This window comes from Novosphingobium sp. IK01, from assembly GCF_033242265.1.
GTDB classification, from domain to species: domain Bacteria; phylum Pseudomonadota; class Alphaproteobacteria; order Sphingomonadales; family Sphingomonadaceae; genus Novosphingobium; species Novosphingobium pituita.
Genome location: NZ_BTFW01000001.1, coordinates 282,574 through 305,926 on the forward strand (window position 1 = coordinate 282,574; position 23,353 = coordinate 305,926).

Consider the following 23,353-nt stretch of genomic DNA (forward strand, 5'->3'; position numbering starts at 1 on the left):
TCCTACACAAGGGACAGGGCCTGCTGGAAGTGCGGGCCAAAGGGAGCTGTTCGTGGCGCTGTTGAAACCGGATTTCGTGTTGCTTGTATCGTGTGTCGACCGCAAGGGGCTGGTGGCGGCGATTGCCACCTCGATTGCGGCGCAGGACTGCAATATTGTCGAGAGCGCACAGTTTGACGACGCGGTAACGGGCCGCTTCTTCATGCGCGTGGCTTTCACCGCACCCGAAACGATGACCACCGACAGGTTCAACGAGGCGTTCCTGTCGGTCGGCGCGGCCTATGACATCGAGTGGAATGTGTTCGACCTCAAGGTCAAGACGCGCGCCATCGTGATGGTCTCGAAGGGCGGCCACTGCCTGAACGACCTGCTCTATCGCACCGCAACGCGCTACCTGCCGATGGAAGTCACCAGTGTGGTGTCCAACCACCTGACCTGGCAGCGCCGTGTCGAGCATGAAGGCATTCCCTTCTATCACCTGCCCGTGACGGCAGAAAACAAGGCCGAGCAGGAAGCCCGGCTGCGCGACCTCATCCGCGAGCAGAAGGCCGACCTGATCATTCTGGCCCGCTACATGCAGGTTCTCTCGGACGACATCTGCCGCGAACTGACTGGCCGCGTGATCAACATCCATCACAGCTCGCTGCCTGCCTTCAAGGGGGCGATGCCCTATCACCGCGCCTACGAGCGCGGCGTGAAGATGGTGGGCGCCACCGGGCACTACGTGACCGCCGATCTCGATGAAGGTCCGATCATCGCCCAGGACGTGTCGATGGTCGATCATGCCGACACCGTCGAAGACCTGATCGCGCAGGGTCAGGAAACCGAGAGCCGGGTGCTCACCCGCGCGGTCAAGGCCCATTGCGAGCACCGCGTGATGCTCAATGGCCATCGGACCGTGGTGTTCAAGTGAGCGAAGCCCGGCTCTATTCCGATCTGTCGGGGCTGGGCATCGTCTGGACCGCCCTTGAGCACGAGGCCGTGTTCACTGTCGAGGAGAGCGAGGCGATCCACGCCGCGCTTCCCGGCAGCCACACCAAGAACCTGTTCCTCAAGAACGCCGATGGCAGCTTCTGGCTGGTCACGGTCGATCACGCCAAGCGGGTCGATCTCAAGGGACTGGCAGGCGCGGTGGGCGCGAAGAAGTTCAGCTTCGGCAAGCCCGAGGACATGGAGCGGCTGCTGGGCGTGACGCCCGGTGCGGTGACGCCGCTGGCGGCGATCAACGACGGGGATGGCGCGGTGCGCGTGGTCCTCGATGCTGATCTGGCCGATCAGGAGGCGGTCCATGTTCACCCGTTGCGCAACACGGCGACCATCGGCCTGAGCGGCGAGGCGCTGCGCAAGGCGCTGGCCCATTGGAACCACCCGGCGCTGGTGGCTGAAATCCCGGAGCGGGCATGACTGTCAGCACCTTCGACCTGTTCAAGATCGGCATCGGTCCGTCGAGTTCCCACACCGTGGGGCCGATGGTCGCCGCCCGCCGCTTTGGTGAAATGCTTGAAGCCGCAGGCCAGCTCGCGATCACCGCGCGGGTCTCGGTCGATCTCTACGGGTCGCTGGCGCTCACCGGCAAGGGGCATGCCACCGATGTCGCGGTCATCCTCGGCCTTGCCGGGCAAGTGCCCGCCACGGTCGATCCCGATGCGGTTCCCGGCATCGTCGAGGCGGTGAGCGCAAGTGGCCGCGTGGCATTGCTGGGTACGCATGACGTGGCCTTTGCCCCTGCGACCGACATGCGGTTCCTCCAGCGCGAGCGCCAGCCCTACCACAGCAATGCCATGGCGCTCGGGGCATGGGACGCGCAGGGCGAGCTTTTGCTGCGGCGGCTTTACTATTCGGTGGGTGGGGGCTTCGTGCTCGACGAGGACGAGGCGATCCGCAATGCGCCCGCGCTCGACCTGCCGCCGATCCCGTTCCCCTTCACGTCCGGCGCAGACCTGATGGCGATTGGCGAGACCACTGGCCTTACCATCGCGCAGATCATGCTGGCCAATGAACTGGCCTTGCGCTCGCCTTCCGAGGTCGATGCCGGGCTCGACGAACTGGCCGACACGATGGCCGCCTGCATCGACCGGGGCTGCGCGCAGACCGGCACGCTGCCCGGCGGGCTCAAGGTCCGCCGCCGCGCGGCCTCGCTCTCGAAGGAACTGGCCGACCGGCAGCAGCAATCCCTGTCCGAACCGCTTGCCGTGCTCGACTGGATCAATGTCTGGGCCATGGCGGTCAACGAGGAAAACGCTGCGGGCGGGCGCGTGGTGACCGCGCCGACCAACGGGGCGGCGGGGATCATCCCGGCGGTCCTGCGCTATTACGAGCGGTGCTATCGCGGCGACAAGGCCGGGCGGCGCACGTTCCTGCTGACGGCGGCGGCGATTGGCGCGCTCTACAAGCGCAATGCCTCGATTTCCGGCGCGGAAGTGGGCTGTCAGGGCGAAGTGGGCGTGGCCTGCTCGATGGCGGCGGCGGGGCTGACGGCGGCGCTGGGCGGCAACAATGCCCAGATCGAGAACGCCGCCGAGATCGGCATGGAACACAATCTGGGCCTCACCTGCGATCCGGTGGGTGGGCTCGTCCAGATCCCCTGCATCGAGCGCAATGCCATGGGTGCGGTCAAGGCCATCGACGCCTCGCGGCTTGCGCTGCTGGGCGATGGCCAGCACATGGTCAGCCTTGACAAGGTGATCGAAACAATGCGCCAAACCGGCGCAGACATGCGTGACAAGTACAAGGAAACCTCGCAAGGCGGCCTTGCCGTCAATGTGGTGGAATGCTGAGCGAGTTCGAGGAGGTAGAAATGAAAGCCCTGGTCTGCGTGAAGCGGGTGATCGACTACAACGTGAAGCCGCGTGTGAAGGCGGATGGCACGGGTGTCGAGCTTGCGAACGTCAAGATGAGCATGAACCCGTTCGACGAGATCGCGGTTGAGGAAGCCATTCGCCTGAAGGAAAAGGGCGTGGTGAGCGAAGTGGTGGTGGTTTCGGTGGGGCCTGCCAAGGCGACCGACACGCTGCGCACGGCGCTGGCCATGGGCGCGGATCGCGCCGTGCTGGTGCAGAGCGACGACGAGGTCGAGCCGCTGGGCGTGGCCAAGATCGTCAAGGCCGTGGCGGATGAAGAACAGCCGGGCCTGATCATCACCGGCAAGCAGGCGATCGACGACGACGCCAACCAGGTCGGCCAGATGGTCGCCGCGCTGCTGGGCCGTCCGCAGGGCACGTTCGCCAATGAAATTACGGTCGAGGGCGATGCGCTGATCGTCAAGCGCGAGATCGATGGTGGCCTTGAAACGGTCAAGCTGGCGCTGCCCGCCGTGGTGACCGCCGACTTGCGCCTCAACGAGCCGCGCTATGCCTCGCTCCCCAACATCATGAAGGCCAAGTCCAAGCCGCTGGCGACGAAGACCCCGGCCGATCTGGGTGTCGATGTGGCCCCGCGTCTCAAGACGCTCAAAGTGGCCGAGCCGCCGGTGCGCGCGGCGGGCGTGAAGGTCGCCGATGTCGACGCGCTTGTGGCCAAGCTCAAGGAACTGGGAGTCGCATGATGACCAATACTCTCGTCTGGGTTGAACACGAAGGCGGCGCGGTCAAGGACGCGACGCTTCACACCGTGACCGCCGCCGCACAGATCGGCACCGTGACCGCGCTGGTGGCAGGGCAGGGCGTCGATGCCGTGGCCGCCGCCGCCGCGCAGATCGCGGGCATTGCCAAGGTGCTGGTGGCCGATGACGCCGCCTATGCCCATGCGCTGCCCGAAAACGTCGCGCCGCTGGTGGTGGGCCTGATGGCCGGTTATGACGTGTTCGTGGCCCCGGCCACGACGACCGGCAAGAACATCGCCCCGCGCGTGGCCGCGCTGCTCGATGTGGCGCAAGTCTCCGAAATCCTGTCGGTCGAGGGTCCCAAGACCTTCACCCGTCCGATCTATGCGGGCAATGCCATCGCCACGGTCGAGGCGAGCGACGCCAAGCTGGTGGTGACCGTGCGTGCCACCGCCTTCGACAAGGCCGGCGCGACCGGCGGTTCGGCGGCTGTCGAAGCCGTGGGCGGCGCGGGCGATGCCGGGCTGTCGAGCTTCGTGGGCTCCGAAATCGCCAAGAGCGAGCGCCCCGAACTGACCAGCGCGAAGATCATCGTCTCGGGTGGCCGCGCGCTCAAGGACGCGGAAACCTTCGCCGCGACAATCACCCCGCTGGCCGACAAGCTGGGCGCAGCCATCGGCGCGAGCCGCGCGGCGGTCGACGCGGGCTATGTCCCCAACGACTATCAGGTCGGCCAGACCGGCAAGATCGTGGCGCCTGAAGCCTATATCGCGGTGGGCATTTCCGGCGCGATCCAGCATCTGGCGGGGATGAAGGATTCCAAGATCATCGTCGCCATCAACAAGGACGAGGACGCGCCGATCTTCCAGGTCGCCGACGTGGGCCTTGTCGCCGACCTGTTCGAGGCCGTGCCCGAACTGGTGGGCAAGCTCTGATCCGGGGAAGGCGCGCGGGGGAGGGGGCCTCGCGCGTCTTTTCCAGGCTCGCAAGGGCCTGCGCAACATGAAAAAGGGGCAGGAACGGGAAACCCCGCTCCTGCCCCTTTTTTCATGCCGATCCGCCGATCAGTTGCGGATCAGGTAATCGAAGGCCGAAAGGCTGGCCTTGGCGCCTTCGCCCATGGCGATGATGATCTGCTTGTAGGGCACCGTCGTGCAGTCGCCAGCGGCAAACACACCGGGCAGGTTGGTTGCATTGTGGGCGTCCACCTCGATCTCGCCCCGGTTCGAGAGCGCCAGATCGCCCTTGAGCCATTCGGTGTTGGGCACCAGCCCGATCTGCACGAAGATCCCTTCGAGCTCGACCGTCACTTCGTTGCCGCTCACGCGGTCCTTGTAGACGAGACCGGTCACCTTCTCGCCATTGCCCAGAACCTGCGTGGTCTGCGCCGAGGTGATCACGGTCACGTTGGGCAGGCTGTGCAGCTTGGTCTGGAGCACGGCGTCGGCGCGCAGTTCCTTGTCGAACTCGATCAGGGTGACATGGGCGACGATACCGGCCAGATCGATGGCTGCTTCCACGCCCGAGTTGCCCCCGCCGATCACCGCCGTGCGCTTGCCCTTGAACAGCGGGCCATCGCAGTGCGGGCAATAGGCGACGCCCTTGTTGCGGTATTCGTCCTCGCCCGGAACGCCCATCTGCCGCCAGCGGGCACCGGTCGAGAGGATCACCGTGCGCGCCTTGAGGCTCGCCCCGCTGGCCAGCGCGATCTCGGTCAGCCCGTCGCCATTGGCGGGCTTGAGCGCGACGGCCTGCTGGAGGTTCATCACGTCGACGTCATAGTCCTTGACGTGCTGTTCGAGCTGGGTGGCGAGCTTGGGCCCTTCGGTGTGGGGAACCGAGATGAAGTTCTCGATGCCCATCGTGTCGAGCACCTGCCCGCCGAAGCGTTCGGCTACGACGCCGGTACGGATGCCCTTGCGCGCGGCATAGATCGCCGCTGCCGCGCCAGCGGGGCCACCGCCGACGACGAGAACCTCGAAAGGCTCCTTGGCCGCGATCTTTTCAGCCGCGCGGGCGACTGCGCCCGTGTCGATCTTCGAGACGATTTCAGCCAGATCCATGCGGCCCTGGCCGAACGGTTCGCCGTTGAGGAAGACGGTGGGCACGGCCATGATCTTGCGGCGCTCGACTTCGTCCTGGAACAGGCCGCCGTCGATGGCGACATGGGTCACGTTGGGGTTGAGCGCGGCCATGATGTTGAGCGCCTGCACCACGTCGGGGCAGTTCTGGCACGAGAGCGAGAAGAACGTCTCGAAGTGCAGCGGGCCTTCGAGGCCGCGCACGGTATCGAGCAGGTCTGCCTCTTCCTTGGGCGGGTGGCCGCCGACATGAAGCAGCGCGAGGATCAGCGAGGTGAACTCGTGGCCGAGCGGAAGACCGGCAAACACGACGCGCGAGCGGCCCTGATCGGCTTCGATGGCGAAGCTGGGGCGGCGTTCGTCGGTGCCGTCGAAACGGGCGGTCACCTTGTCGGAAAGCGCGGCGATTTCCTCGACGAGGCTGCGCATGTCGGCGGACTTGGCGCTTTCATCGAGGCTGGCAACCAGCTCGATCGGGCGGCGCAGGTTGACGAGCAGGCCCTTGAGCTGGGCGGTGGTGGGGGCGTCGAGGACAGGCATTTTTGCGTCTTTCTCAGGCAGGAGGGTGTGCCGCGTGGGGCCAGTGGGCCTCACGCCTGGAAGGGGTTGCGAACAATCGGGCGGAATTATGGGGCGCAGAGGGGCGGGACAAAAGGAGATGCGTCAAAATTCGCGCATCGAACGGGTCCGCTTGCTCCATCGCTGCCCCGAGTGTCCGGGGCTGGCTGGAACCAGCCCCGGACGGGTTCGGTCGGGCAGGACTTAGATCTTGCCGACGAGGTCGATCGAGGGAGCCAGGGTTTCGGCGCCTTCTTCCCACTTGGCCGGGCAGACCTGGCCGGGGTGTTCGCGCCAGTACTTGGCAGCCTTGATCTTGCGGACGAGTTCGGCAGCGTTGCGGCCCACGCCCTCGGGGGTGATTTCAACGAGCTGGATCACGCCGTCGGGATCGACCACGAAGGTGCCACGGTCGGCCAGGCCAACGCCTTCGCGCAGGATGCCGAAGTTGTTCGAGATGGTGTGGTTCTGGTCGCCCAGCATGTAGTAGTTGATCTTGCCGATGGCCGGCGAGCTGTCAGCCCAGGCCTTGTGGCAGAAGTGGGTGTCGGTCGACACCGAGTAGACTTCGACGCCCAGACCCTTGAGTTCTTCGTAGCTGTCGGCGAGGTCTTCGAGTTCGGTCGGGCACACGAAGGTGAAGTCGGCCGGGTAGAAGAAGAACACGGCCCACTTGCCGAGAACGTCAGCATCGCTGACATCAACGAACTTGCCCTGGACATAGGCAGTGGCCTGGAACGGCTTGAGCGAGGTTCCGACGATCGACATGGGTTCGACTTCCTTGTGGTTGGTCGTTGTGAAACTGAATGGGGTTAAACTGAACCGGATAAAACTGAACCGGTTGAAAACCGGGTGGAAGTTTCGGGCGGCCCGGCCTTGCGGCGGCGCCTTCGCTTCCTGCTGAAGTGGAGTTACGCATTGGCGACTATCTTTGCCAATGATCAATTCCGGCCAGAATGATTGATCCTCTCGATCAATGAAGGGGGCGGCAATCGCAGGCCAAGATGCCTCCGGCCAAGCCTTGCTGCATCAATCGCAGGGATCGCCCGCCTCGACCGTCACGCTCGGCTGGGTCTGGCGGACCTGGCTGCCGGGCGGAACCGAGCGGGTGAGCCAGACATTGCCGCCGATCACCGAGCAGCGCCCGATCGTCACCCGGCCCAGGATCGTCGCCCCGGCATAGATCGTCACGTCATCCTCGATGATCGGATGGCGCGGCTCGTCCTTGACCAGACGGCCTTCCTCGTCGGTGCTGAAGCTGCGCGCGCCCAGCGTCACGGCCTGGTAGATGCGCACGCGGTTGCCCAGAATCGCGGTCTGGCCGATCACCACGCCGGTGCCGTGGTCGATGAAGAAGCTTTCGCCGATGGTCGCGCCGGGGTGGATGTCGATGCCGGTGCGCGAATGCGCGATCTCGGCGATGATCCGCGCCACCAGCGGCGCACCAAGGTTGTAGAGTTCGTGGGCAATGCGATGATGCAGCACGGCGGTGACGAACGGATAGCACAGCAGCACTTCATCAACGCAGCGTGCCGCCGGGTCGCCGTCGAACGCGGCTTCCACGTCGGTGTCGAGCAGGCGGCGGATTTCGGGCAGGCGCTCGACAAGGGCCGAGAGGATGCGGTTCACCTCGCGTTCGACGGTCTGGTCGCAGTTCTGCGGATAGCTGTAGTGCAGTTCCATCCGCACTTGCGCGGCCAGCAGCGGAATGGCCGATTGCAGGGTGGCGGCCACGAAGATGTCCTCGTTGGCGGCGGTCACTTCGGCCGGGCCGAGGCGGAGCGGAAACAGCGCGGCGGTCAGCACATCGACGATGCGGCCCAGCGCATGACGCGAAGGAAAACCCACCGCGCCATAATCGCCGCGCATCCGCCGGTTCTCGCGCCAGCCCTCGCGCACGTCGCGCAGGCGGGTGACCACGCCCTCGATGTTGAAAGGATCCTGTGCGTCGAACGCGCCTCCGGAAAGTTCGACGTCTGCCTTGCCCATGAACTCTCGATCCTCGCTTTGTGGGGCCTTGCTTTACCTGGCCTGCCCCGCCCGGACGATCCGGGTGCATGTGCCGCATTATATAGGATGGCTGCTGCCCGAGCAAAAGGGGCGGGGGTATCGGTTTTGAGCAGGCAGGATCATCAGAATGCGCGAAAAATCAGGGTCGGGACGGGCCTGTCCTGATCCGCATCGCCAGCAATGCCCCGGCGATTCCGGCATAGATCCAGGGCTCCCACTGGAACCCTTTGACGCGCAGGATGAAATGGACCGCGATCAGGAGGGCGGTCGGATAGGCCAGGCGGTGCAGCCGCTGCCAGCGCCGTGCGCCCAGCTTGCGGATCGCCCCATGCGTGGAAGTGGCCGCGAGCGGGACGAGCAAAATCAGCGCGGCCATACCGAAAAAAGTGAACTTGTGTTCGGTAACGTCGCGCCAGACCTGCGTGAAGGACCCCAGTTGGTCGAGGCCGAAGTAGACGCCGAAATGCAAGGTGGCATAGGCAAAGCTCCACAAGCCGAGCGGACGACGCAGCACGGCAAGATCGGTCCTCCCGGTCAGGCGGCGCAGGGGCGTGACTGCGAGCGCGGCCCACATCCAGCGCAGCGCCCAAAGGCCAAGATAATTGATCGTATAGGCAACGGGTTCGGCGCTCAGCCCCGCTTGACGCGGATCGGTGCCCAGCACCATCGCGGCCCAGCGCCACAGCAACAGGGCCAGCGGCGCCGCCAGTGCGGCATGGGCGGTCAGGCGCAGAATGCACAGGGCTCCGGGGCGCAGGCGTCGTGCCATGTCAGTAGTAGCGCCTCAGGTCCATGCCGCGGTAGAGGCCCGCCACTTCTTCGCCATAGCCGTTGAACGGCAGGGTTGCGCGCGGGAACCAGTCGCCCAGCCGCCTCTCGCGGGCCTGCGACCAGCGCGGATGGCTGACCGATGGGTTCACATTGGCATAAAAGCCATATTCGCCCGGACCATAGCGGTTCCAGCTCGTTGGCGGCTGCCTGTCTGTCAGCCGGATATGCACGATCGACTTGATCGATTTGAACCCATACTTCCACGGCACGACCAGCCGGATCGGGGCGCCGTTCTGGCCGGGCAGGGTCTGCCCATAGAGACCGACGGCAAGCATCGTGAGCGGATGCATCGCCTCGTCGAGTCGCAAGCCTTCGACATAGGGCCATTGCAGCACGGAGGTTCGTTGGCCGGGCATCTGGCGGGGGTCGCGCAAGGTCTCGAACACGACGAACCGGGCCGAGGAAAGTGGCTCGACCTGCTTGAGCAGGCCGGCGAGCGGGAAGCCGGCCCAGGGGATGACCATCGACCATGCTTCCACGCAGCGGTGCCGATATATCCGTTCTTCGAGCGGGAAGGCGCGCATCAGCGTGTCGATATCGAATGTGCGCGGCTTGGCGACAAGGCCGTCGACCCGGACGGTCCAGGGCCGTGTGCGCAGCGTTCCGGCCAGACGCGCCGGGTCTTCCTTGCCGGTCCCGAACTCGTAGAAATTGTTGTAGTGGGTCACCGTGTCGAGGGAGGTGAGCGGTTCGGCCAGGCTGCGCGTGCGGCGCGTGCGCAAAGCGATCCCGCCCTTGACCACTCCCCCTGCCGCGCCTGCCCGAACGGGAAGCGCCCAGCCTGGCAGCAAGGCCGCAGCACTTCCCGCTCCGATCAGGCCGCGCCGCGTGAAATAGAGGTGTTCGTCGGTAACGTCCGTTTCGCGCGGGGCGGAAGGCGAGGGGAATTTGAACAGCATCGAACCGGCCTTTCGGGCATGAGGCGACGATGTGATTACGCAGGAAGGCTTACATTCGTTACAGCAGGGGGCGATGGATATTGCCGGGCCCCTGATTTCTGCTCAGTGCCTTTGGCATCCTATCCTATATTGGCGCGCCCTGCAGGAGTGAATTTCGGGTGCAATTTCAATGCATAAGTTTGGCTACCGCACTTTTTTGCTCGGCGGGTTTCCGGGCTGATTCAACCATGTTTGGCTAAGAAAAGCCCCGAGAAACCGGGAGGGAGCCTTCCCTCCCTCCCTCTGTTGTAGCGCGACCTGTCAGTCACCGGTGGGCACGGCAAAGACCCAGCAGTTCTTGGCCTTCTCCGTAATGCGGCTGTTTACCGGCTTTTGGGCTGCGAAGCGCGGCGCGTCACGTCGCGTGCCGATGCAATCCGCCAGTTGATCCTGAAGGGGCTGGCGGCCGTCGAGAAATGACTTAGCTGGCCGTATCGCCAGAATATGTGGTCCGAGTGGCCGAGGCCGATGCAAAGCGCTTTCTCGTTGGGAAGAGTACGAGAAGGGTGTCCACATTGAGGACACCCTTGGCAGCCATCAGTCAGGCACCATCACCAACGAAAGCGAATGAATCGATCAGGATATGCTGCGCCAGAATACAGCGTCCAATGCGCTTTTGCTGCGCGACCTTCTATCTCATGTGGGCCATACCGGAAAAAATGTAACCTGCGTAACATCGGCGGAAATCCGCCGTTTTTGACGTAACGGCTCACGTAACATCGAGATAATGAGATTACATACGAGAAGTGTAATTTTTTCAGAGAGAAAACCCTAGGATTTCCGGGCGGATTACATTTTTCGGGCGCTGGGGTTGCGTCGGATTACGTCCGCGCGGCTACGCCTAAATTCTGTTTAATTTCATATCTATAACGTGAATTTGGCGACCCAAGTCGACAGAAGTTACATTCTTCCGCATATCCCCTGGGCAACTTTGAGCGGATTGTTTGTGATTTTGCGCGTCAAGAGTTCGCAAAGCGGGCGTTCTGGGTGCATCAAAATGCATCAGCGTCGGGTGCCTGGTCTTTGCGGCGCGGCCAAGGAAGCCCGCGATTTTTCGCAGGGCTGGTGGATGCATCAAAACCGACACGAAAAGCGCGCGGGCGAGGCGGGGGGAAAAGCGCGTTTTGAGGGGTGGCAGCGGCTGAGGCCGGGCCGGGGGTGGCGGGCCTGCGGATTTGCTGGGGTTTCGCCGGGCGAGAGGGCTGGTCGGTGGCTGGCGGTGGGCTGGCAGGGCGCGCAACAATCGTGCGCAGCAAAAAGGGCGGCCCGGATGAGCCGCCCTTGTTCGTGGTCAGGGGAGGGAGGTCAGGCCGCCGGGCGGGGGCGCTCGCGGAAGCGGACGACGTTCCTGCCCAGGGCCTCGTTCAGTTCGAGGAACACTGTCTGGAGCGGGGCGATCTCCAGTTCGAAGAAGGCGTCGGTGGCCTTGGTCACGTCGCCAAAGCCGCCCGCGTTGGCGGGCACGATGCCCAGCAGCTGGGGCGGGACGCGGTGGGCGGCGAGCACGTCGTCGCGGGTCGTGTTCTTGATGCCGAGGAACTCGTCCTTGGCACCCACCTCGGCGATCGGCAGGATCCTGATGCCGCTTTCCTTGCCGTCGGGGGCGTGGACGAAGAGGTTGCGAAAGTTGCCCGGTCCCTTCGAGCGCTTGAGCGCCTCGCGCATGGCGTCCACGTCGCCATCGGCGAAGGCCCCCGTTGCATAGAGGATATAGCCCGCGTGGCTGCCGTTCTCGAAATAGCGGCGGCGGAACAGGGTGGCGTTCTCGTTGAGCAGGGCCGATTGCAGCGCCGAGAGGTACTCGGGCAGGCCATAGATTTCCTGATTGATGTCGGGGGCCATGATCTGGTGGACGGTGCCGGGCTCGAAGGCCACCTCGTTGCGGAAGCCGGGCACCCACCAGAACTGGCCCGGCTCCAGCCCGCGCCGGGTGAACTTGGCCAGCGCATGGTCGAGGCGCAGCAACTGGCCGAGGCGATTGCGCACTTCCTGCACATAGGCGTTCCCGAGGACGAGGTAGTCCTGCACCATCCCGGCAAAGGCCCGGCGCGAGAGCTGGGGCGTGGGATCGAGGCTGGACGCCAGCATGTTGCGCTTGAGGATGATCGCGCTCGAATGGTGGGGGGATGCGCGGAACGAGCGCGAGAGCCCTTCGAGCGAGATCGGCGGTTCGTACCAGCGCTGGTTGTGCCAGCATTCGAGCATGTCGAGCATCGTGGCCCGGCTGTTCACCGGCTCGGGATCGCCGAAGGTGAAGGCCGAGACGCCCGCGCGGGTGTCGTTGGCCACGATCATGGCGTTGGGGGGCCTGGATGCGGGAGAAGGGCGGTCCATGCGGCGTGCCCGCTTTCGCTTGCTCATTCGATAATCTCCATCGTGCCCCTGGGCTTTTCCTTGCCGTCGAGCGGTTCGTTCATGAGGATGTGCATGGTTGCCCAGGCGAGGTCGGCATGGCCGTCGTTGCCGCCGCGTCCGGCCTTGAAGGTCACGTTGCGGCCGCTGGTGGTCAGGGTCTTCTTGATCGAGACGAAGGCCGAGACGATGTCGAGGAAGCTGCTGTCGAAGGCGAGGCGCGCGCGGCGCACCACGTTCTGGGCCTTCATGATCATCTGGGCCTTGAGTTCGAGCGAATATTCGATCCTGGCCACCGCGCAGCCGGGCATCGCGCCGGGCTTGGCGAGCAGCTGGTAGACGCCCGAGCCCACGCCCTTGGCGTCGATGCCCAGATAGGTGCAGGTATAGCGGGCGAGGACCGCTCTGATGAACTCGGCCTGCTGTTCGAAGTCGAGCCCGCGCAGCTGGTGGCGTTCGAGGATGCGGAAGGGTGCGCCCTCGCGCAGCGGGGGCGCGGCGATCACCAGCGCGGCGTTGTCGCCGGTCTCGCTTTCCTGCGGGTCGTATCCGGCCCAGACCGCGCGGGCGCCATAGGGCCGCGCGGCTTCGGGGTTGAAGTCCTCCCACTCGACCAGGCTGTCGCAGCCGCAGGCGATCAGGTCGTTGAAGCGGAACGCGGACATGGAATCGTCGACGAACTCGCACAGGAACAGGTTGGCAAATTCGTCGGGGGCATATTCGTCGCGCAGTTCGTCGATGTCGAACAGGTCGCAGCCGCCCGCCTCGGCGTCCTCGATGTTGACGATGTGGCGCCAGATCCGGTCCGGCCCGGTGCTGCCCTGGGCAAGGGCCGCGCGGCTGACATCGATCTCGACCCGGTCTTCCTTCTTGCGCCGCCGGTTGCGCCGCTCGCCGGTCCAGTAGGGATAGGCCGGGTGGGCCACGCTCGATGGCGTCGAGAAGTAGGTTTTGCGCCACTTCTTGTGCGTCGCCATGCCCGAGGCGACCTTGTTCAGCTCCTCGAACGAGTGGACCCAGAAGAACTCGTCGAAGTAGAAATTGCCGTGGCGCCCCTGCGCGGTGCGGAAGTTGGTGCCCAGAAAGTGCAGTTCGGCCGCCGCTTCCTCGGCCGGGCGCAAGTCCGAGGTGATCAGCATCGGATCGCCGGCCAGCGCCACGCCGACCAGCTTGGCAAAGCTCACGATGTAGGAGCGGAACTGGTGGGCCTGCGCCTTGGAGGCGGACAGGAAGATCTGGTTGCGCCCGGTCTCGATCGCGTCGATCAGCGCCTCGAACGCAAAATAGTAGGTCGCCCCGATCTGGCGCGACTTGAGGATCATGCGCGTGCGCTGGCCCAGCGCCTTCCACCATTCCAGCTGGTAATCGTAGCAGCCTTCGAGGAAGATCCGCTTCAGCTCGGCGGCCTGGTCCGCGGTGAAGTGGTTCTTCTTCGCCTTCTTGCGCGGCCCGGCGTTGCGGTTGCCGACCTTGTCGTTGAGGTCGCCGCTGTGGCCGCCGGGCTGTTCGAAGCGCCGCACGCGCGCGAGGCTCTCGATCTGGCGGGCGAGGGCGTCCATCTCGACCAGATCGGCCGAGGTCTTCTTCTCCTTCGCGATCAGGGTGAGCAGGCGGATTTCCAGCCCGTCCTCGATTTTGCGGATCGAGGGGGCCTCGTCCCACTTGTCGCGCTGGCGCCACGATTCAATTGTCGGGCGCGGGATCGGCGTGCCCTTGTCGCTGACAACGGCGTGCAGGGCGAACTCGTCGGCGATCTGGGTCACGCCCCATCCGCGCCAGTAGAGGCTGCGGGCATGGCGGCGGGGATCGAACTTCCACGCCGCGCTCACGGCATCGGGATGGGGCATCGGGGGCGTGGGGAACTGCGTGGGGACCGGCATGATCGGCACCATGGCCCGCGTTTTTGCCGCCGATCACGCCCGCGCATTTGGCCGGGGGGCCAGCCAAGTGCGCCCCCTTGAGAAGAGCGGGCCGAGCGGCCCTTTTGGCCTGCGACACCCCCGCAGCCACAAGGGAACCGGACCGATCATGGCCAAGAGCAAGTTTTTCCGCGTTGCCGTCGAAGGCCCCACCGTCGATGGCCGCGTGATCGAGCGCCAGATGCTCGTCGAGGCCGCCGACGGCTACGAGCCCGACACCTACACCGCGCGCATCAACTGCGAACACATTGCCGGCTACAGCCCGGACCGCCCGTTCAACTGCTATGGCACGGTGCGCTCGCTGCGCACCGAAGAGATCGAGCTGACCGTCAACGGCGCGAAGAAGAAGCTGCTGAGCCTTGTCGCCGAGATCGAGGCCAACGACCAGCTGGTCGAGCTGAACAAGGCCGGGCAGAAGCTGTTCACCAGTTGCGAGCTGCATCCCAATTTCGCGGGCGAGGGCAAGGCCTACCTCGTGGGGCTGGCGATCACCGACACGCCTGCCTCGCTGGGGACCGAACCGCTCAAGTTCGCGGTCAGATCGCGGGGCAACCTGTTCTCGTCGGCCTGCGAGACCGTGGTGGAGCTTGACGCCGCGCTCGATGGACCGGCGCTGGCCGAGGCCACGAAGTCCGGCTTTCTGGCGGCCTTCACCGCGCTGTTCAAGGCGGACAAGGGCAGCAACGGGGTCGTGCCACCCGTGGAACCGGCTCCCGCCCCCGCCAACGACAACACCCTCGACATCGCGCGCTTCGCCTCGCTCATGGGCGAACAGGTCGCCCTGGCCATGAAGCCGGGCAACGAGGCGATCACCGCGCTGGGCGCGCGCCTCGACGTGATCGAGACGAAGCTGGCCACCGAAGAAAGCCCGCACACCTTCCGGCGTTCCCCGGCCACCGGCGGCAACCACGCGATCGTCACCGACTGCTGAGCCTCGCGCCCTTCCGCTTCCCCCTGATCCGCGTCCTTTCTGGAGCCTTCCGCCCATGCGCAAAGAAACCCGCCAGCAGTTCAAGTCCTATGTCAGCCAGATCGCCCTCCTGAACGGGATCGATCCCGAAGACACGGTGGCCAAGTTCAGCGTGGCCCCGGTGGTCGAGCAGACGCTGGAAGAAAAGATCCAGGAATCGAGCGACTTCCTCCAGCAGATCAACGTCGTGGGCGTGCCCCAGCAGCAGGGCGCCAAAGTGGGGGTGACCGTCACCCGTCCCTTGGCCGGGCGCACCAACACCGCAGCGGGCAACCGCCGCACGCCGGCCGACCCGACCGACACCACCGACGATGGCGGCTATTTCTGCCGCCAGACCAATTTCGACCACGCCATCGGCTATGCCAAGCTCGACGCGTGGCGGCACAAGCCGGAGTTCCAGACGCTGCTGCGCGACGTGATCCTCAAGCAGCAGGGCCGCGACCGGATCATGATCGGCTTCAACGGCACCTCGGTCGCGGCGCAGACCGACCGCGTCGCCAACCCGCTGCTTCAGGATGTCAACGAGGGCTGGCTGCACAAGATCCGCACCCATGCCCCGGAACGCGTCCTGTCCGATGGCGAGATCAGCGCCGAAGGAACCAGCGCGGTCTATGTCGCGGCCGGGGTCGAGGTGGTCGATGGCGATGCCACCAATGTCGCGACCGCGCAGGCCGACTATGCCAACCTCGACGCGCTGGCCTTCGACGTGCTCGACCTGCTCGATCCCTGGCACCGCAGCGATACCGACCTTGTGGTCATCGTCGGGTGGAAGCTGGTCAAGGACAAGTACCTGAACCTGCTTCAGGCCGCTGGCGACACCGCGACCGAGCGCGAGGCCGCACACCGCATCCTCACGCTGCCCAAGCAGCTGGCGGGCAAGCGCGCGGTCATCGTGCCTTTCTTCCCCGAGACCTCGCTGCTGATCACCAGCCTCGATAACCTCTCGGTCTACTGGCAGGAAGAAACCCGCCGCCGCCAGATCCGCGACGAGCCCGCGCTCGACCAGATCGAGAACTATGAATCGGTCAACGAGGACTACGTGGTCGAGGACTATGGCCGCACCGCCCTCGTCGAGAACGTGGTGATGGGCAAGAAGCCCGGCGCCTGATCCGAGCGCGCCACCTCCTGACTTCCCCCGCCGAAGGACACGTTCCCTCATGAGCCTTGCTCGTCGCAAACGGGATCGCACGCTCGCTGCCCAGACCATCACCGCAGCGCCTGTTCTTTCGCGCGGGGGTGCCCCTGCTGCCACCGGCCATCCCGCCCCGGCAGCAGGGGCCTCCATTCGCTCCACCCCGGCCGAGCGCGCCGCCGCGCAGATCGCGCTGCGCCTCACCCACGACTTGCGCCGCCTGAAGGAAATCCGCTCGATCGACCGCAAGATCGAGGCCAAGCGCACGATGCTGCCCGAGTACAGGGCATGGGTCGAAGGCGTGGTCGCCGCCGATGCGGGCGTGGGCAGCGGCACCGCCGCCGATGTCGTGCCCACCTGCATGGTCTGGCTGATCGATGTGGGCGCCTATGGCGAGGCGCTCGACCTCGTGCCCTTCCTGCTGCGCCACCGGGTCGAGATGCCCCGCCGCTACGAGCGCGACGTGGCCACGATCGTCGTCGAGGAAATCGCCGATGCCGCCGCAAGGGCGCAAAACGCGGGCCAGCGGTTCGACCAGGCCGTGCTCGACACCGCCGAGGCCCTGACATCCGGCCTCGACATTCACGATCAGGTCCGCGCCAAGCTGCTCAAGGCCATCGGCATCGAGCAGTTGCGCACCGCCGAAGACATGCCGGCCGAGGGCAGCGCCATCGTCCTGCGCAGCGCGCTCGTCCATCTGCGCGAGGCCCAGCGCCTGCATGACCGTATCGGCGTGAAGGACCGCGTCAAACGCGCCGAAAAGCTGCTGGCCGCCGTCGAGGCGGCCGATCCCGCTCCGGCGCCCAAGCCGAACACCGGCGGTCGATCGACCGCCTGACCCGCTCGCCCCCGGCGCTCAGGGGCGGATCGCGCGATGCGGGAGGCCTTGGGCCGCAGGGCCGCATCGGTCCCGATCCTCACCCCTGTTGGCCGGCGGGCCGAAATGGAGAAGCCCCTTGTCGACGTTCCTGTCCCTGCCGACCCCATCCGACCTCGCGCAGCCCGCCGAGCCGGAAAGCCCGGTGACCAACGACGGCTTCTTCCCCGATATCGACCCGGCCCATCTGCGCGAGGCCGCGCGCATTCCCACCAGCATCACATGGCCGCGCCTGCGTGCCGCGATCCTGGGCGCGATCATGACCGTCGAGCTGGACTTGCGCGCCTATGCCGCCGCGCAGATCGCGGCGGGCCATGCCACGCTGGCCGCCGTGCCCGCCCCGCAGCTCGACGGGCAGAGCGTCCAGATCCTGCGCTACACGCGCGCGGTCGCGCTCTATGCCAAGGCCGAGCTGATCGAGCGCCACCGCGATTACGACCTGACCTCGGCGGGCACCCATCAGGCCGATGATCTCGCCCCGGCCATCGACGAACTGCGCCGCGATGCCCAGCACGCCGTGCGCGACCTGACCGGGCGCACCCGCACCGTGGTCGACCTGATCTGATGGCCGCCGCGCAGATCCTCATCGCCCGGCAGGGAGACAAGCTCGACCAGCTGCTCTGGCGCGAGGGCGGGCTGGGGCCGGGCGATCTGACCCGCGTGCTCGATGCCAATCCCGGCCTGGCCGATCTGGGCGTGATCCTGCCGCTCGGCACCCGCGTCCTCGTGCCGGCGGCGCCCGAAGCGACCGGCACGCCTGTCCTTCCCCTTGTCCAACTCTGGAGCTGATCCCCCATGGACTTTCGCACTTTTGTTGACGCGAGCGCCGACCTGATCGGGTCGATCTCGCCCTCGCTGATCGGCTCGGCCGCTGCCCAGGCGTGGAAGCCGCACCTCTCGTGGCGGCAGCGCTTCGTGCAGTGGGCGGTGGGCTCGGTCGTCAGCTATTACGCCACGCTCGCCATCGTCGCGGTCACCCACTGGAGCGGCTTTGTCGCGCAGTCGATTGCCTTTGGCATCGCGCTGCTGGCCTTCGATGCCACCCCGCGCGTCCTCAGGGCCGCGACCGATGCGCTCGCCAGCCTGCCCGGTCGCCTTGCCGACCGCTTCCTGCCCAAGAAGGACTGACCGGTCATGGCCCATACTCTGGCCGATCCCGCGCGCTTCTTCGTGCGCCTGCGCCGTCTGACCGGCCCGCTCGATCAGGGGCAGGTCGGGATAGTCAACGCCCTGCTCACCGCCGGGGCGCTCTGGCCGGCGGGGTGGCTGGCCTATGCGCTGGCCACCGCCTGGCACGAGGCCTGCTTCACCCCGCAGGCCGAATGGGGCCGGGGTCGGGGCAGGGCCTATGCGCAGCCGGGCCGCTATGGGCAGGCGCAATATGGCCGGGGCCTCGTCCAGCTGACGTGGGACCGCAATTACGAATGGGCCGACCGCGCGCTCGGCCTGAAGGGCGCGCTTCTGCGCAACTTCGACCTCGCGCTCCGGCCCGATCTGGCGGTCGCGATTCTGGTCAAGGGCATGGAGCAGGGGGCCTTCACCGGGCTTGCCCTGGCCGACTGCATCACCGGCACAGGCACCCACGCCCAGTTCGTGAAGGCCCGCAAGATCATCAACGGCACCGACCGGGCCGAGACCATCGCCACCCATGCCGATGCAATCGCGGCGGCGCTGGGCGAGGGGGGCTGGGCCTGATGCCCGGCGTCCCAACTCTCGCGCTCGCCAGCGCGCTGGCCGCCTGCCTCACCGGGATCGGCGGCTATGCCTATGGCGTCCACGTCGGCACCGCGCAGGAACAGGCCGCGCAAAAAGCGCGCGATGATGCCCGCGAAACCCTGCGCCAGCAGACGCAGGCCCGCATCGACACCTCGGCGCAGGCCCATCAGGCTCGCGAATATGCCCGCCAGACCACCGTCAGGGACATCTATCATGAAAGCGAAAAGATCATCGACCGCCCGGTTTATGGCGCTGCCTGCATTGACGCTGATGGCGTGCGCCTGCTCGACCGCGCCGCCGCCACGGCCAACGGCCAGCGTGAGCCCGACCCTGCTGGCCCCGCCGCCCAGCCTTCCGCAGCCCCGGCGCGATAGCAACGGGCAGATGACCGGGCGCGAGGCGCTCGCCAGCCTCACCGCGCTCTATGACATCGCCGGCCAGATCCGCGCGACCCTCGTTGAGCTGCAAGCCGAACTGCGCCTGACACAGGAACCCGCCCATGCGCAAAGCCGATAGCCTGCGCCGCTGGCTCACCGCCTTCCTGCCCGACTTGCGCAAGCAGGCCGACTGCCTTCAGGTCTATCTCGAAGGCGGCCGGATCAGCGCGCGGCGGTCGGCCACGCTGTCCTTTGCCTATGCCTACACGGTCAAGGCGCTCATCACCGACTTCGCAGGCGATCCCGACACGGTCATGGTGGCGACGCTCGCATGGATCGAGAAGGAGCAGCCCCAGCTGCTCCAGACCGCAGACAACACGCCCTTCCAGTTCGAGGCCGAACTGCTCGACAGCGACACCTACGACCTCGAACTGTCGATCGAGCTGACCGAACCGGTCCTCGTCCTGCCCCGCGCGGACGGATCGGGCTTCGACATCGAGCACCCGCCCGAGCCAACGCTCCCGCCGATGTTTGCCCAGGGCGCGGCCACGTTCCTCCAGGGCTTCGGCAATGCCGACAAGCTCGTGCAGTCGCCCATTCTCGGATCGCCGGAAGCATGACCGGCGACGATCTGGCCGAAATCGAGCGTCTGGCGGGCGCCCTGCTGCGCAACTTGTCTGCGGGCCAGCGCCGCAAGCTCCTGCGCAAGATGGCGCGCGACCTTGCCGCCAGCCAGCGCCAGCGCATCGCCGCCCAGCACCAGTCCGACGGCAGCGCCTTCGCGCCGCGCAAGCAAAAGGCGCAGCCGGTGACGGGCAGGGGCGCCGCCTGCTTCCTCTACCCCGCCGGCGGCAGCGGCCTGCCGCGCCGGGTGATCATGAAAAGCTTCACATGGGGCACGGGCCGCTCGATGACCGGCTTCGACATCGAGGCCGGTGGCATCCGCACCTTCGAGTTCGCCAAGGTCGTTCAATGGCTCCCGGTCCCGCCCGAATACCGCAACCGCACCAGCACCCGCCTGCGTCGCCGGGGAAGCCTGCGCCGCAAGGCGATGTTCCGCAAACTCGCCAGCGCCCGCTACCTCAAGGCCCAGGTCGACGACCAGGGCTTCTGGGTGGGCTTCTCGGGCAAAGTCTCGCAGATCGCCAGCATCCACCAGAACGGCCTGCGCGACAAACCCTCCCTGCGCACCAGGGCCATCGAATACCCGCGCCGCGAACTGCTCGGCACAACCCCCACCGACCGCGAACACCTGCTCGACCTGCTCTACGAGCAACTGGCCGACACCTGACCCCACCGGCGGGAACCGGCAGGCGTCACGCAGCCTTGGCGATCGGCTGCCCCCTGATCTCGTCTTTATGCGCGCGGGCGCAGGCCAGTTCATAGGCCGCCTGCGTCCGCATCAGGGTATACGCCGAAATTCCGAAGGTCTTCTCAAAGCGGATCGCCATGTTGGACGATAATTCAGCTCGGACATTCAATATACAAATTATTTTCGGCGAATAAGGATGGAGCGAATTATCTCGTCGAGGTCTTCGATAGATATGTCCGGGCGATCAACGCATTTATCAAGCGCGGCTTCGAGGTCTCGACGATCATATTCGTACGCAATGGGCGTGCTGTTTTTGTGTAAAATTTCATGACGATGCGGGTATCTGCTTCCAGTCATATTGTTGAATAACCAACCTATAACTAAAAGCGTCAAGGAGTTTACCCCGACGGGGAATAGCAAGAAACTCCAAGGCCAAGCCCCAGATTGCGCGCCTATCGCTACAGATAAGGCCACAGCCCCCCCTGGAGGATGCAGGCAACGCAACAAGTGCATCATCATGATCGCCAGCCCAACAGCCATAACGTCCATGGCAAATGGCGATAGCCCCGTTCTTGACAGCAGCACCCCGACGATCGCCGAGACCAGATTTCCCCCCAAGACCGCACGGGGCTGCGCCAGAGGACTGGCAGGCACAGCGAATACCAACACCGCTGATGCCCCGATAGGTGCGATTAAGGCTGGAGAAAGGCCCGTTCTGTGTGCAATCCATAATCCTACGACAAGACTTAACCCAATGGCCAAGCCCGCTCCAATCGATGATCGGATCGGATGAGTGCCATTCGTCTGATGTGGCAGCAGCTTTGCGAGTAAGAAACGCATCTGTGGATCCGGGAGCAATTTCGTTAATAGATTTGGGGAGAGGCGAAAGGATGAACGACCTGCGCCATCCTTTCCTTGAGATACCGCTCAATCGAGTGTTTCATGGCTGAGGACGGAGGGCGTGGCAGATGAGGGCACCTTTCCGACTCATAATGATGCATCTGAAATGCCGAATATTTCGCGGCAGATGATGATGCAAGTAATATGCATCTTTAAAAGTTCAGAAAATGCAGGTTACCCGTTTTCCCGACATGCCGTTCGGGCATATGGCCAGCCCGCCATCCCAATGCGGGCCATAGCCTTGGGCCGGTGGTCGCGGCGAGATGGCGGGCATGGCCGATGCTACCTTCACCGCTGTCGATCTCTCGCGCCTGCCCGCGCCTGACATCATCGAGGCTCTCGACTTCGAGACGATCCTGGCCGGGGCTGTCGCGCAGATGCGCGACGAGATGGCCAAAAGCGGCCTGACCTTCGAGACCCGCGACAGCGATCCGGCCACCAAGCTCCTTCAGGTCTTCGCCTATTACGCCCAGATGCTGCGCCAGCGCATCAACGATGCCGCGCGCGCGGTCATGCCCGCCTATGCCGTCAAGGCCGACCTCGACCATATCGCTGCCCTGTTCGGCATCACCCGCCTGACCATCACCCCGGCCAACCCCGCCACCGGCACGCCCGCCGTGATGGAGGACGACACCGATTTCCGCCGCCGCATGGTCCTCGCGCCCGAGGGCTATTCGGTGGCCGGGCCGGAAGGGGCCTATATCTCCCACACGCTGTCCGCCGATGCGAACGTGCTCGATGCCAGCGCCACCGGCCCGCAGCCCGACGATATCAAGGCCCTCGTGCTGGGCGTTTTGGCCGACCATGCGGCTCCGGCCGATCTGGTCGCGGCCATGACCAGCGCGCTCGACACCGCGCGCTGGCCCGGATCGGTCGTGGTCTCGGTCCTCGCGCGCACGGGCGACGGAACCGCCCCGGCCGCGCTGATCGACACCGTCGCCGCCTATGTCTCCGACGAGACGCGCCGCCCGCTGACCGACTGGGTTACGGTCCAATCGGCCCGGATCGTCCCCTATGTGGTCGATGCCACGCTCACTACGTTCAGCGGCCCGGATGGCGGCGTGGTGCTGGCGGCGGCGCAGGCCAGTCTCGACGCCTATACCAAAGCCAGCCATCGCCTCGGCCGCGACATCACCCGCTCGGCGATCTTCGCCGCGCTGAGCGTCGAGGGCGTGCAGAACGTCATCCTGCGCGAGCCGGCGCAGGACATCGTGATCTCCCGCCAGCAGGCCCCCTATTGCACGGGCATGTCGGTCGCCTATGCTGGGGTAGGGGAGTGACCGTCCGTTCGATCCTGCCCCCCGGCTCCACGGCTCTGGAAAAGGCGCTCGAACAGGTTGCCGCGCGGCTGCTCGATGTCGAGGTGGCGATCCGCGCTGTCTGGTCGCCCGACGATTGCCCGCTCGAACTGCTGCCCTGGCTGGCCTGGGGGCTGAGCCTCGACAACTGGTCGACCGACTGGCCCGAGAACATCAAGCGCGAACGCGTGCGCAAGGCCATCGCCATCGCGCGGCGCAAGGGCACGGCAGAATCGGTGCGCTCGGTCGTCGCCAGCTTCGGCGGCTCGGTGGCGATCCGCGAATGGTGGCAGAGCGAGCCGAGGGGCCTGCCGCACACCTTCAGCCTGATCCTCAACCTCGACAGCGCGGGCGCGCCCGCCTCGGCCGCCTTCGTCGATCAGGTCATCGCCGAAGTGAACCGCGCCAAGCCCGCGCGCAGCACGTTCACCTTCACCCAGGGCCTCACCGCGCAGGCGGGCATCCGCCTTGCCGCCGCCCTGCGCCCCACCATCTACGCGCGCCTGTCCTGCACGGCGCCCGGCATTTCCTGAGCAGAGGA

At 65.7% G+C, this 23,353-nt stretch carries 27 protein-coding genes; 18 read left to right on the plus strand and 9 right to left on the minus strand.

Annotation, left to right across the window (positions count from 1 at the left end):
• Positions 1–58: 58 nt before the first annotated feature.
• From purU to SBI20_RS01260, 5 genes are read left to right on the plus strand one after another with little or no spacing between them, the layout of a single operon-like run.
• Entirely contained in the window at positions 59–913 is an 855-nt protein-coding gene (gene purU, locus SBI20_RS01240) for a formyltetrahydrofolate deformylase (RefSeq protein WP_317976011.1), read from the plus strand.
• Positions 910–1,404 carry a prolyl-tRNA synthetase associated domain-containing protein gene (locus tag SBI20_RS01245; protein WP_317973323.1) on the plus strand — a complete coding sequence of 165 codons (495 nt, stop codon included), beginning with the start codon at positions 910–912 and terminating at the stop codon, positions 1,402–1,404. The genes purU and SBI20_RS01245 overlap by 4 nt, the downstream gene beginning before the upstream one ends.
• The gene (locus SBI20_RS01250; protein WP_317973324.1) at positions 1,401–2,777 is read left to right on the plus strand and encodes an L-serine ammonia-lyase; all 1,377 of its coding nucleotides are present in this window, start codon (positions 1,401–1,403) and stop codon (positions 2,775–2,777) included. The genes SBI20_RS01245 and SBI20_RS01250 overlap by 4 nt, the downstream gene beginning before the upstream one ends.
• A 20-nt stretch (positions 2,778–2,797) precedes the next feature.
• On the plus strand, positions 2,798–3,544 hold the full coding sequence (locus tag SBI20_RS01255; protein WP_317973325.1) for an electron transfer flavoprotein subunit beta/FixA family protein: 747 nt from the start codon (positions 2,798–2,800) through the stop codon (positions 3,542–3,544).
• Positions 3,544–4,476 carry an electron transfer flavoprotein subunit alpha/FixB family protein gene (locus SBI20_RS01260; RefSeq protein ID WP_317976012.1) on the plus strand — a complete coding sequence of 311 codons (933 nt, stop codon included), beginning with the start codon at positions 3,544–3,546 and terminating at the stop codon, positions 4,474–4,476. Before SBI20_RS01255 ends, SBI20_RS01260 begins: the two co-directional genes overlap by 1 nt.
• A 129-nt stretch (positions 4,477–4,605) precedes the next feature.
• On the opposite strand, the gene ahpF is transcribed toward SBI20_RS01260, so the two are convergent.
• The 7 genes from ahpF to SBI20_RS01295 all read right to left on the minus strand — a co-directional run bounded on the left by ahpF (position 4,606) and on the right by SBI20_RS01295 (position 14,191).
• Positions 4,606–6,162 (minus strand): alkyl hydroperoxide reductase subunit F, encoded by a 1,557-nt coding sequence (gene ahpF / locus SBI20_RS01265; protein ID WP_317973326.1) that lies wholly within the window; start codon positions 6,160–6,162, stop codon positions 4,606–4,608.
• Between the two features lie 222 nt (positions 6,163–6,384).
• Complete coding sequence (gene ahpC, locus SBI20_RS01270; protein ID WP_317973327.1) at positions 6,385–6,948, minus strand: alkyl hydroperoxide reductase subunit C; 564 nt, start codon at positions 6,946–6,948, stop codon at positions 6,385–6,387.
• 261 nt (positions 6,949–7,209) lie between these two features.
• Positions 7,210–8,169 (minus strand): serine O-acetyltransferase EpsC, encoded by a 960-nt coding sequence (gene epsC, locus SBI20_RS01275; RefSeq protein ID WP_317973328.1) that lies wholly within the window; start codon positions 8,167–8,169, stop codon positions 7,210–7,212.
• A 160-nt stretch (positions 8,170–8,329) separates the two neighbouring features.
• Positions 8,330–8,959 carry a protein-methionine-sulfoxide reductase heme-binding subunit MsrQ gene (locus tag SBI20_RS01280; RefSeq protein WP_317973329.1) on the minus strand — a complete coding sequence of 210 codons (630 nt, stop codon included), beginning with the start codon at positions 8,957–8,959 and terminating at the stop codon, positions 8,330–8,332.
• 1 nt (position 8,960) lies between these two features.
• The gene (msrP, locus tag SBI20_RS01285; RefSeq protein WP_317973330.1) at positions 8,961–9,920 is read right to left on the minus strand and encodes a protein-methionine-sulfoxide reductase catalytic subunit MsrP; all 960 of its coding nucleotides are present in this window, start codon (positions 9,918–9,920) and stop codon (positions 8,961–8,963) included.
• 1,344 nt (positions 9,921–11,264) lie between these two features.
• A complete protein-coding gene (locus tag SBI20_RS01290) occupies positions 11,265–12,320 on the minus strand; it encodes a phage portal protein (RefSeq protein ID WP_317973331.1) in 1,056 nt (351 codons plus the stop codon).
• Positions 12,317–14,191 carry a terminase large subunit domain-containing protein gene (locus tag SBI20_RS01295; protein WP_459349867.1) on the minus strand — a complete coding sequence of 625 codons (1,875 nt, stop codon included), beginning with the start codon at positions 14,189–14,191 and terminating at the stop codon, positions 12,317–12,319. Before SBI20_RS01295 ends, SBI20_RS01290 begins: the two co-directional genes overlap by 4 nt.
• Positions 14,192–14,339: 148 nt before the next feature.
• Between SBI20_RS01295 and SBI20_RS01300 the strand changes: the two genes are divergently transcribed.
• The 11 genes from SBI20_RS01300 to SBI20_RS01350 all read left to right on the plus strand — a co-directional run bounded on the left by SBI20_RS01300 (position 14,340) and on the right by SBI20_RS01350 (position 20,593).
• The gene (locus SBI20_RS01300; protein ID WP_317973332.1) at positions 14,340–15,161 is read left to right on the plus strand and encodes a GPO family capsid scaffolding protein; all 822 of its coding nucleotides are present in this window, start codon (positions 14,340–14,342) and stop codon (positions 15,159–15,161) included.
• A 55-nt stretch (positions 15,162–15,216) separates the two neighbouring features.
• Complete coding sequence (locus SBI20_RS01305) at positions 15,217–16,308, plus strand: phage major capsid protein, P2 family (protein ID WP_317973333.1); 1,092 nt, start codon at positions 15,217–15,219, stop codon at positions 16,306–16,308.
• Between the two features lie 49 nt (positions 16,309–16,357).
• Entirely contained in the window at positions 16,358–17,170 is an 813-nt protein-coding gene (gpM, locus tag SBI20_RS01310; RefSeq protein WP_317973334.1) for a phage terminase small subunit, read from the plus strand.
• 118 nt (positions 17,171–17,288) lie between these two features.
• The gene (locus SBI20_RS01315; RefSeq protein WP_317973335.1) at positions 17,289–17,774 is read left to right on the plus strand and encodes a head completion/stabilization protein; all 486 of its coding nucleotides are present in this window, start codon (positions 17,289–17,291) and stop codon (positions 17,772–17,774) included.
• Entirely contained in the window at positions 17,774–17,998 is a 225-nt protein-coding gene (locus SBI20_RS01320) for a tail protein X (protein WP_317973336.1), read from the plus strand. Before SBI20_RS01315 ends, SBI20_RS01320 begins: the two co-directional genes overlap by 1 nt.
• 6 nt (positions 17,999–18,004) lie before the next feature.
• Entirely contained in the window at positions 18,005–18,337 is a 333-nt protein-coding gene (locus SBI20_RS01325) for a hypothetical protein (protein WP_317973337.1), read from the plus strand.
• A 6-nt stretch (positions 18,338–18,343) separates the two neighbouring features.
• The gene (locus SBI20_RS01330; protein ID WP_317973338.1) at positions 18,344–18,904 is read left to right on the plus strand and encodes a lysozyme family protein; all 561 of its coding nucleotides are present in this window, start codon (positions 18,344–18,346) and stop codon (positions 18,902–18,904) included.
• On the plus strand, positions 18,904–19,299 hold the full coding sequence (locus SBI20_RS01335) for a hypothetical protein (RefSeq protein WP_317973339.1): 396 nt from the start codon (positions 18,904–18,906) through the stop codon (positions 19,297–19,299). The genes SBI20_RS01330 and SBI20_RS01335 overlap by 1 nt, the downstream gene beginning before the upstream one ends.
• Before the next feature lie 10 nt (positions 19,300–19,309).
• Positions 19,310–19,441: a hypothetical protein gene (locus SBI20_RS01340; RefSeq protein ID WP_317973340.1), complete on the plus strand. Its 132-nt coding sequence runs from the start codon at positions 19,310–19,312 to the stop codon at positions 19,439–19,441.
• Positions 19,425–19,922: a phage tail protein gene (locus tag SBI20_RS01345; protein WP_317973341.1), complete on the plus strand. Its 498-nt coding sequence runs from the start codon at positions 19,425–19,427 to the stop codon at positions 19,920–19,922. Before SBI20_RS01340 ends, SBI20_RS01345 begins: the two co-directional genes overlap by 17 nt.
• Entirely contained in the window at positions 19,919–20,593 is a 675-nt protein-coding gene (locus SBI20_RS01350; RefSeq protein WP_317973342.1) for a phage virion morphogenesis protein, read from the plus strand. The genes SBI20_RS01345 and SBI20_RS01350 overlap by 4 nt, the downstream gene beginning before the upstream one ends.
• Before the next feature lie 25 nt (positions 20,594–20,618).
• On the opposite strand, the gene SBI20_RS01355 is transcribed toward SBI20_RS01350, so the two are convergent.
• Both SBI20_RS01355 and SBI20_RS17585 read right to left on the minus strand, forming a co-directional pair.
• Positions 20,619–20,753: a plasmid maintenance system antidote protein gene (locus tag SBI20_RS01355; RefSeq protein WP_317973343.1), complete on the minus strand. Its 135-nt coding sequence runs from the start codon at positions 20,751–20,753 to the stop codon at positions 20,619–20,621.
• Positions 20,754–20,791: 38 nt separating this feature from the next.
• Positions 20,792–21,454 (minus strand): HPP family protein, encoded by a 663-nt coding sequence (locus SBI20_RS17585; RefSeq protein WP_411911482.1) that lies wholly within the window; start codon positions 21,452–21,454, stop codon positions 20,792–20,794.
• A 332-nt stretch (positions 21,455–21,786) separates the two neighbouring features.
• On the opposite strand from SBI20_RS17585, the gene SBI20_RS01360 reads away from it, so the two are divergent.
• Both SBI20_RS01360 and SBI20_RS01365 read left to right on the plus strand, forming a co-directional pair.
• Positions 21,787–22,794 carry a baseplate assembly protein gene (locus SBI20_RS01360; RefSeq protein WP_317973344.1) on the plus strand — a complete coding sequence of 336 codons (1,008 nt, stop codon included), beginning with the start codon at positions 21,787–21,789 and terminating at the stop codon, positions 22,792–22,794.
• A complete protein-coding gene (locus SBI20_RS01365) occupies positions 22,791–23,345 on the plus strand; it encodes a phage tail protein I (protein ID WP_317973345.1) in 555 nt (184 codons plus the stop codon). Before SBI20_RS01360 ends, SBI20_RS01365 begins: the two co-directional genes overlap by 4 nt.
• Positions 23,346–23,353: the final 8 nt, after the last annotated feature.

Excerpts from the sequence above, each read along its gene's own strand:
- SBI20_RS01250 (WP_317973324.1), top strand. The coding sequence starts at position 1,401 with ATGACTGTCAGCACCTTCGACCTGTTCAAGATCGGCATCGGTCCGTCG.
- SBI20_RS01255 (WP_317973325.1), top strand. The coding sequence starts at position 2,798 with ATGAAAGCCCTGGTCTGCGTGAAGCGGGTGATCGACTACAACGTGAAG.
- SBI20_RS01260 (WP_317976012.1), top strand. The coding sequence starts at position 3,544 with ATGACCAATACTCTCGTCTGGGTTGAACACGAAGGCGGCGCGGTCAAG.
- ahpF (WP_317973326.1), bottom strand. The coding sequence starts at position 6,162 with ATGCCTGTCCTCGACGCCCCCACCACCGCCCAGCTCAAGGGCCTGCTC.
- ahpC (WP_317973327.1), bottom strand. The coding sequence starts at position 6,948 with ATGTCGATCGTCGGAACCTCGCTCAAGCCGTTCCAGGCCACTGCCTAT.
- epsC (WP_317973328.1), bottom strand. The coding sequence starts at position 8,169 with ATGGGCAAGGCAGACGTCGAACTTTCCGGAGGCGCGTTCGACGCACAG.
- SBI20_RS01280 (WP_317973329.1), bottom strand. The coding sequence starts at position 8,959 with ATGGCACGACGCCTGCGCCCCGGAGCCCTGTGCATTCTGCGCCTGACC.
- msrP (WP_317973330.1), bottom strand. The coding sequence starts at position 9,920 with ATGCTGTTCAAATTCCCCTCGCCTTCCGCCCCGCGCGAAACGGACGTT.
- SBI20_RS01290 (WP_317973331.1), bottom strand. The coding sequence starts at position 12,320 with ATGAGCAAGCGAAAGCGGGCACGCCGCATGGACCGCCCTTCTCCCGCA.
- SBI20_RS01295 (WP_459349867.1), bottom strand. The coding sequence starts at position 14,191 with ATGCCGGTCCCCACGCAGTTCCCCACGCCCCCGATGCCCCATCCCGAT.
- SBI20_RS01300 (WP_317973332.1), top strand. The coding sequence starts at position 14,340 with ATGGCCAAGAGCAAGTTTTTCCGCGTTGCCGTCGAAGGCCCCACCGTC.
- SBI20_RS01305 (WP_317973333.1), top strand. The coding sequence starts at position 15,217 with ATGCGCAAAGAAACCCGCCAGCAGTTCAAGTCCTATGTCAGCCAGATC.
- gpM (WP_317973334.1), top strand. The coding sequence starts at position 16,358 with ATGAGCCTTGCTCGTCGCAAACGGGATCGCACGCTCGCTGCCCAGACC.
- SBI20_RS01320 (WP_317973336.1), top strand. The coding sequence starts at position 17,774 with ATGGCCGCCGCGCAGATCCTCATCGCCCGGCAGGGAGACAAGCTCGAC.
- SBI20_RS01325 (WP_317973337.1), top strand. The coding sequence starts at position 18,005 with ATGGACTTTCGCACTTTTGTTGACGCGAGCGCCGACCTGATCGGGTCG.
- SBI20_RS01330 (WP_317973338.1), top strand. The coding sequence starts at position 18,344 with ATGGCCCATACTCTGGCCGATCCCGCGCGCTTCTTCGTGCGCCTGCGC.
- SBI20_RS01335 (WP_317973339.1), top strand. The coding sequence starts at position 18,904 with ATGCCCGGCGTCCCAACTCTCGCGCTCGCCAGCGCGCTGGCCGCCTGC.
- SBI20_RS01340 (WP_317973340.1), top strand. The coding sequence starts at position 19,310 with ATGACCGGGCGCGAGGCGCTCGCCAGCCTCACCGCGCTCTATGACATC.
- SBI20_RS01345 (WP_317973341.1), top strand. The coding sequence starts at position 19,425 with ATGCGCAAAGCCGATAGCCTGCGCCGCTGGCTCACCGCCTTCCTGCCC.
- SBI20_RS01350 (WP_317973342.1), top strand. The coding sequence starts at position 19,919 with ATGACCGGCGACGATCTGGCCGAAATCGAGCGTCTGGCGGGCGCCCTG.
- SBI20_RS01355 (WP_317973343.1), bottom strand. The coding sequence starts at position 20,753 with ATGGCGATCCGCTTTGAGAAGACCTTCGGAATTTCGGCGTATACCCTG.
- SBI20_RS17585 (WP_411911482.1), bottom strand. The coding sequence starts at position 21,454 with ATGCGTTTCTTACTCGCAAAGCTGCTGCCACATCAGACGAATGGCACT.
- SBI20_RS01360 (WP_317973344.1), top strand. The coding sequence starts at position 21,787 with ATGGCCGATGCTACCTTCACCGCTGTCGATCTCTCGCGCCTGCCCGCG.